This is a genomic window from Micromonospora sp. NPDC003776 (assembly GCF_053605645.1).
Genome location: NZ_JBSGJR010000440.1, coordinates 1 through 6,076, shown reverse-complemented (window position 1 = coordinate 6,076; position 6,076 = coordinate 1). Strand labels below are relative to the sequence as shown.

The window sequence follows — 6,076 nt, the reverse complement described above, 5'->3', positions numbered from 1 at the left end:
ACCGGGCAGTTTTCCTTACGTGGCAGGCACTTCGCCATATCTACCGGCCCGCTGGACATCCAAGATCACGGCTGCCGTGAAAGGCCGAGGCTAGGTCACGCCGTGGCCGTTCTCGACTACTTGGGGGTCGTTCTGCTCGACCCGGAGGATCGGGCCGTCGTCGTACCGGAATCCGGCGCGGCGTCGCCCGGCCGCTGAAACAATCGTCCGGTGGGCGGCTTCGGATGGCGCGGGCGTCTCGGGCCTGCGGTGCCGATGGCCCCCGCGGCCCGGGTCGACCGGTTCGAGATCTTCTTCGACCTGGTCTTCGTCTTCTCGTTCTTCATCATCACCCGTGCCACCGCACGGGAGATCAGCGGCGGGACCCTGCTGCACGCCATGCTGGTCCTCGCCGTGCTCTGGTGGTCGTGGGTGCTGCACAGCGTGGTCGCCACCCGGGTCCGCCTCGGTGAGGGCTTCGTGCCGGTGCTGATGACGGTCGGCATGGCGACGCTGTTCACCTTCGCCCTGTCCCTGCCACAAGCGTTCAGGGATGTGCAAGGCGCCGCAGGGCCGATCGTCGCGGCGGCCAGCTACTTCGTGTTCCGCACGGTCCACGTCCTGCTGCTCTGGCACGCGCTGCGAGACAGCCCGAACGAGCGCCGGCAGTTGATGCGGTTCGCGCCGGAGTTGGTGGGCAGCACCCTGCTGCTGCTCGCCGCCGCACTCATCCCGACGGCGTTGGACGGCTCCACCTGGGCGCCGCACGTCCGGGACAGTCTGTGGGCCGCGGTCGTGCTGCTCCAATACGGCTCCGGCCAACTCATCAGCTCCTGGGGCTGGGGCATCGCCTCGGCGGAGCACTGGACCGAACGGTACGACTTGATCCTGATCATCGCCCTCGGCGAGTCGATCATCTCGGTCGGCGTCGGTAGCAACCTGCTCGGGCAGCTGCCCACCGCACCGGCCGTGGCGGCGGGGATACTGGGCATCTTCTTCACCGCCGCACTCTGGTGGGCGCACTACGACGTGATCGGGCCGGCCGCCCGGATCGCCCTGCACGCCGCACAGGGCAAAGCCCGGCTCACCATGGCCCGGGACGCCTACGCGTACTGTTACCTGCCGATGATCGCCGGCATCATCCTCTTCGCACTTGGATCAGAGGCGATCGTGGGCCAGATCACCAACCCGCAGATCTCCAACTGGGCACCGGCACACGGCCCGGCCGAGCCGCTGCTCTTCGGCGGGGTGTTCCTGTACCTCTGCGGCAACATGCTGTTCCAGCTGCGGACCCTGCACACCGTCAGCTGGACCCGGGTGATCACGCTAGGGCTGCTTGCCATATGCCCCCCACTCGTCGACCGGCTGCCGGCGCTGGGAACCCTGACCCTGCTGACCGCGATCTGCTTGGGCATGGTGGCCGCCGAGGTGGTCATCTATGCCGACGGCCGAACGGCGCTGCGCCAGCTGGTCTTCGCGGAACGGACCAGCCACGAGGCGCACGAGGCCGCCTACCGGGCCCGCTGGCACGAGCCGAACGAGGCGGGCCAGGGCGAATGACCCGGCCGGCTCGGGCTGTCACTGCCGGAGAATCTGCAGTTCGTCTCCCCAGCCTTCGATGATGGGGGTCAGCACGGGCACGGGACGCTCGTTGTCGAAGGTCGCGCAGAGGCTCTCGACCCGCTTGAACGTCGCCCGGATGGCAGCCGGATCGCCGTCGAGGGTGGCCAATAGGAGGGACAGGAGTTCGCGGGCATCCCACTCGGGCAGGGGATGCTCGCCGAGTTCCCAGGGCAGGTACTTGTGATAGGGCCGCACCCGTCCGGCCAGCGAGAAGATGACGTCCAGCAGCCAGGGCACTGATTCGGCGGCATCGAGGCGGCGTTCCAATGCGCGCCCGTCGCGGTCGTTCTTGAGGGCTCGGTAGGCATAGTTCAGCCACCCGTCCAGGCGGTCGTGCTCGACGAGAATCGTCTCCGCCTCGTCGGACGTCACCGTGGCCAACCGGTGAAGGGCGGAGGGCAGCCGGCCTTGTGTGCGGTCAAGGAGGATCGGGGCCCACGCGAAAGACCAGCGGAACCACCACCCTCCGCTCCGGAATGGGGGTACCTCCTCCAGCCGGGAGAGTGGAACCGGGATCTCGTCGAGGTCAGGGGATCGGATGGTCCTGCGCTCGCCCATGCCCTGGTCGGTGAGAACCACGTACACGTCCAGGTCTGAGCGCTCCGTGGCAAGCCCCCGGCCTACCGAACCGGAGAGGACCAGGCCCAGCAAGTCCTCGCCGTGATCCGCATCGTTGCGGGCCGCAAGCTCCGTGAGCACTCGCAGGCGCTGGGAGGAGAGACCCGGTGGAAGGTTCAGGCCGTCGGGTGCTTTGGTCACGCCCAGCACCCTTCCCTCACCGAACCCGCGGCAGCAAGTACGTTTCTGCGACCCGCGCTCGACATGGCGACGTTCCATAGTCGAGTCAAGTGAGTGCACAGAAAGACGTGCCAAACCGGATGAGCATGCAGGCACTGAGCAGGGAAGTTTTGGCCCCGTCGCGGTCCTGCCGGCTCGCGGCAAACACGGTCTGTCAACGCTGACCGGCACGCCAGGGTGTCGGTGATGATGGCATCGGGCGGTGAACGGCCGACAGTCTGGCGACTGCCCGACGAGGAGCCCCGCGGAAGAGTGCGAGGTGACCAGGCAGTGGTTGGGGGGAGGCCGATCTCGCCGCGCCGTCGGGGTGGCCACCGGAATTTTGGGCATGTGAAGATCACGTTGTGCTTACCCCGTCAGCATCGCCCCCGGTCGTCTTCCTGTTGGTCGCAGAGCTTTTCGGCATCGCTTTCACAGCTCTAGGCGTCGGAATAATCGTCACGCGGAGTGCCCCCACGTGGCTACCACTTCTGGGTACCGCACGCCGGACGGTGCCACCGGAGCCGATGCGTCGAGGCGGTTCCTTCGCTCTGGTAGGTATCACCATCGTCCTGAGAGCATCGGCGTCTTTCCATCGATTCCGGAACCGGTCGCAGTAGCGCTGACCGCAGCGGCTTTTGTCACTGTCGCGGCCTCTGCGGCCTGCCTCATCTTTGTGCGGCGCTAGCAGTCAAGTCGGCGCGCGACCGCATCCCCTGGGTGGATCAGCTCCGCCCTAGGACCCCAGCTCGCAGAAGACGCCACACGGGGCGTCCCGTGACCGAGGCCCAGGAGAGGACGCCGGTGTCGTTCATGGACCTTGCATGTGCCCTTCGCCAACAGCACAGACGCGGCCCGGATCCGGCGGGATTCTGAAGCAGGCCCCTACGGCCCGGTTTGACGCGCGCCTCGGTAGGGAAGTTTCGCGGACACCTCAATGAAGGAGGCTGTATGGAGACGTCCGTTAGCGTCGGGCGCAGTTACCGGCAGCCGACACGTCCATGCCCGCCGGCGCGTGTTGCAGCGCCGACCGCGAGGGGGCGAGCGTAATGGCTCGCGTCGGTCGCTACGGGATCCCAGGGTTCGTGTGGTTCCTGATCTGGCTCGTCGTCTGCATTCTGATCGTCATCCTGTTGGCGCTGCTCATTCACCACTTCGGAGGCGCCTCGCTATCACTCAAGCTCGGCCACTTCTACCTGAACGTCGGGGTCACCTGACCTGCCTGATCATCGACAACTCCGGTTCGGTATTGCACAAGCCGTGTTGGCCGTCACCCTGGGTGACGGCCAACACGGCTTTGACGCGAGCAAGCGACCGCGAGGCGCGCGAGCTGCTGGTGATGGTGTGGTTCCGGCCGGAAGGCGGCTAGCGGTCCGACTCGTTGCGGACGTAGCCCCTTGGGTTATGGAGTTCCAGGCGCGCCTGTCGGTAGTGCCGATGTGAGCCTTGACACGTAATCGAAGTTTGGCTTAGGTTCCCAGAACAGACGACTTTGAAACGATTCATCTCGCCGCGATGCGCCGCTCGACAATCGCGTACGAGCCCGCCTACGACGAGGCCTCTGACATGTGCGATAGATGGGAGCAGTACTGATGACCGACCGGGCAGCGGCGAAGGCGGCATTGCGGGCACAGCGGATCGAGACGCCCTCGTGGGCCTACGGCAACTCGGGAACCCGGTTCAAGGTGTTCGCCCAGGAAGGCGTGCCGCGAAACGCGTACGAGAAGGTGGACGACGCCGCGACGGTGCACCGGTTCACGGGCGTGGCGCCGAGTGTGGCGCTGCACATCCCGTGGGACCGGGTGGACGACTACGCCGACCTCGCCAAGCACGCGCAGGAGGTCGGGATCCGGCTGGGCGCCGTCAATCCGAACGTGTTCCAGGAGGACGACTACCGCCTGGGCAGCGTCTGCAACCCCGATCCGGCGGTGCGGCGCAAGGCGCTGGACCATCTGCTGGAATGCGTGGAGATCGGCTCGGCGACCGGGTCGACGATCCTGAGCCTGTGGTTCGCCGACGGCACGAACTATCCGGGCCAGGACAGCATCCGGGCCCGGCAGGACCGGCTGGCCGAGGCGCTGGCCGCGACGTACGCCGCGATGCCGGCCGGAATGCGGATGCTGCTGGAGTACAAGCTCTTCGAGCCCGCTTTCTACACCATGGACGTCCCGGACTGGGGCACGTCGTACGCGCACTGCCTGGCGCTGGGGGAGCGGGCCCAGGTGCTGGTCGACACCGGACACCATGCGCCGGGGACGAACATCGAGTTCATCGTGGCGCTTCTGCTGCGGGCGCGACGGCTCGGCGGTTTCCACTTCAACAGCCGCTTCTACGCCGACGACGATCTGATGGTCGGCGCGGCCGACCCGTTCCAGCTGTTCCGGATCATGCACGAGATCGTGCAGTCCGGCGGCCTGGACCCGGAGGCCGACGTGGCGTTCATGCTCGACCAGTGCCACAACATCGAGCCGAAGATCCCCGCGATGATCCGGTCGGTGCTGAACGTGCAGGAGGCCACGGCCAAGGCGCTGCTGGTCGACTCCGACGCGCTGCGCGCGGCGCAGGAGAACGGGGACGTGCTCGGTGCTAACGCAGTGGTGATGGACGCGTTCAACACCGACGTGCGGCCGCTGCTGGCCGAACTGCGCGAGGAGATGGGCATCGACCCGGACCCGATCGCCGCCTACCACCGCTCCGGCCATCACGAGCGACTGGTCGCTGCGCGCCGCGGCGGCGCTCAGGCCGGCTGGGGCGCCTGACTGGTACGACCCGAAAGGGGTGCGGCAGGTGAACCGTGTTGCCGAGCCACGTCCGGAGCTGTCCGAGGAGGACGTGGCTCTTCTTTCACTGCTCGCCCGGGGACTGTCGCTGGAGGCCGTCGCCCGTCGGCTGGAGACATCGGAGCGGACGGTACGCCGCCGGACCCGGACGATCTGTGACCGGCTAGGGGTGAACACGGCGATCGAGGCGGTGGTCTGGGCCGCGCGCCGCAGTCTGATCTGACCCGCGCGCCCGGTTGCCCGGCGCGGTGGCCGACGGCTGTTCGCCGGATGGCGGTCGCGCGGCGGGGCTGGCCGGTTCCGGCCACGGGGGTTGCGTGGGATGTTTCCCGTCGGTTAAGAAGTGACGGGCGTCACTGTGAAACGTTTTAATGGACCGTGCGCGGTCGACCAGACGCGGCGCCTCCATCACCGTCCCGAGGAACTGGAAGGCACCAGCGACATGGTCGGACGCACCCGGAAAGGCCTCCTCGCCCTGGCACCGCCGGCGGCGGCCGCCGCCGACTCCGTGCTGCGGGTCGGCGAGCTGAAGACGGAGCACGCGCACAATCGGCTGGGCGTCGACGCGACCCACTCCCGCCTCGGGTGGACGCTCGCCTCGTCCGAGCGCGCCCAGCGGCAGAGCGCCTGTCAGATCGTCGTCGCCAGCTCGCGGAGCCGCCTCGATCTCGGCGCGGCCGCGGTCACCGAGGGAAGCGTTCCCGCCGCCGAGGCCACCGGCGTCCGGCTGCTCGGCCGCGGTGACGGCGTTGTCCGGTACGAGACCGGCTCAGGCGACTACCACTCCCACGTGAAGGAGGCCGCGTGACCCCGGCGATGCGGCGGCCCGGGCCGGGCCGGACCGCCGCGACGCTCGCCGGCCTGGTGGCGCTGCTGGTGACAACCGCGCTCGGTACCGTCGCGGCGGCGGCCGACCG

7 protein-coding genes are annotated in these 6,076 nt (G+C 68.0%); 6 read left to right on the top strand and 1 reads right to left on the bottom strand.

Features of this window, described 5'->3' with window-relative positions:
* Both ACWEVO_RS27480 and ACWEVO_RS27475 read left to right on the top strand, forming a co-directional pair.
* The coding region (locus ACWEVO_RS27480; protein WP_452310392.1) for a hypothetical protein at positions 1-198 on the top strand (198 nt) is incomplete at its 5' end.
* A 12-nt stretch (positions 199-210) separates the two neighbouring features.
* Positions 211-1,539, top strand: coding sequence for a low temperature requirement protein A (locus tag ACWEVO_RS27475; RefSeq protein WP_452310391.1), 1,329 nt, complete (start codon positions 211-213; stop codon positions 1,537-1,539).
* A gap of 18 nt (positions 1,540-1,557) precedes the next feature.
* Here the strand turns inward: ACWEVO_RS27475 and ACWEVO_RS27470 are convergent, their stop codons facing one another.
* The gene (locus ACWEVO_RS27470; protein WP_452310390.1) at positions 1,558-2,361 is read right to left on the bottom strand and encodes a hypothetical protein; all 804 of its coding nucleotides are present in this window, start codon (positions 2,359-2,361) and stop codon (positions 1,558-1,560) included.
* A gap of 1,103 nt (positions 2,362-3,464) precedes the next feature.
* On the opposite strand from ACWEVO_RS27470, the gene ACWEVO_RS27465 reads away from it, so the two are divergent.
* The 4 genes from ACWEVO_RS27465 to ACWEVO_RS27450 all read left to right on the top strand — a co-directional run bounded on the left by ACWEVO_RS27465 (position 3,465) and on the right by ACWEVO_RS27450 (position 5,967).
* Positions 3,465-3,596 (top strand): hypothetical protein, encoded by a 132-nt coding sequence (locus ACWEVO_RS27465; RefSeq protein ID WP_279627475.1) that lies wholly within the window; start codon positions 3,465-3,467, stop codon positions 3,594-3,596.
* Positions 3,597-3,971: 375 nt separating this feature from the next.
* A complete protein-coding gene (rhaI, locus tag ACWEVO_RS27460; protein WP_452310389.1) occupies positions 3,972-5,138 on the top strand; it encodes an L-rhamnose isomerase in 1,167 nt (388 codons plus the stop codon).
* A gap of 28 nt (positions 5,139-5,166) precedes the next feature.
* Positions 5,167-5,382, top strand: coding sequence for a LuxR C-terminal-related transcriptional regulator (locus tag ACWEVO_RS27455; RefSeq protein ID WP_452310388.1), 216 nt, complete (start codon positions 5,167-5,169; stop codon positions 5,380-5,382).
* A gap of 219 nt (positions 5,383-5,601) precedes the next feature.
* Positions 5,602-5,967, top strand: a complete 366-nt coding sequence (locus tag ACWEVO_RS27450; RefSeq protein WP_452310387.1) for a glycoside hydrolase family 78 protein — start codon at positions 5,602-5,604, stop codon at positions 5,965-5,967.
* Positions 5,968-6,076: the final 109 nt, after the last annotated feature.

Coding starts and splice junctions, on each gene's coding strand:
- rhaI (WP_452310389.1), top strand. CDS start 3,972: ATGACCGACCGGGCAGCGGCGAAGGCGGCATTGCGGGCACAGCGGATC.
- ACWEVO_RS27450 (WP_452310387.1), top strand. CDS start 5,602: ATGGTCGGACGCACCCGGAAAGGCCTCCTCGCCCTGGCACCGCCGGCG.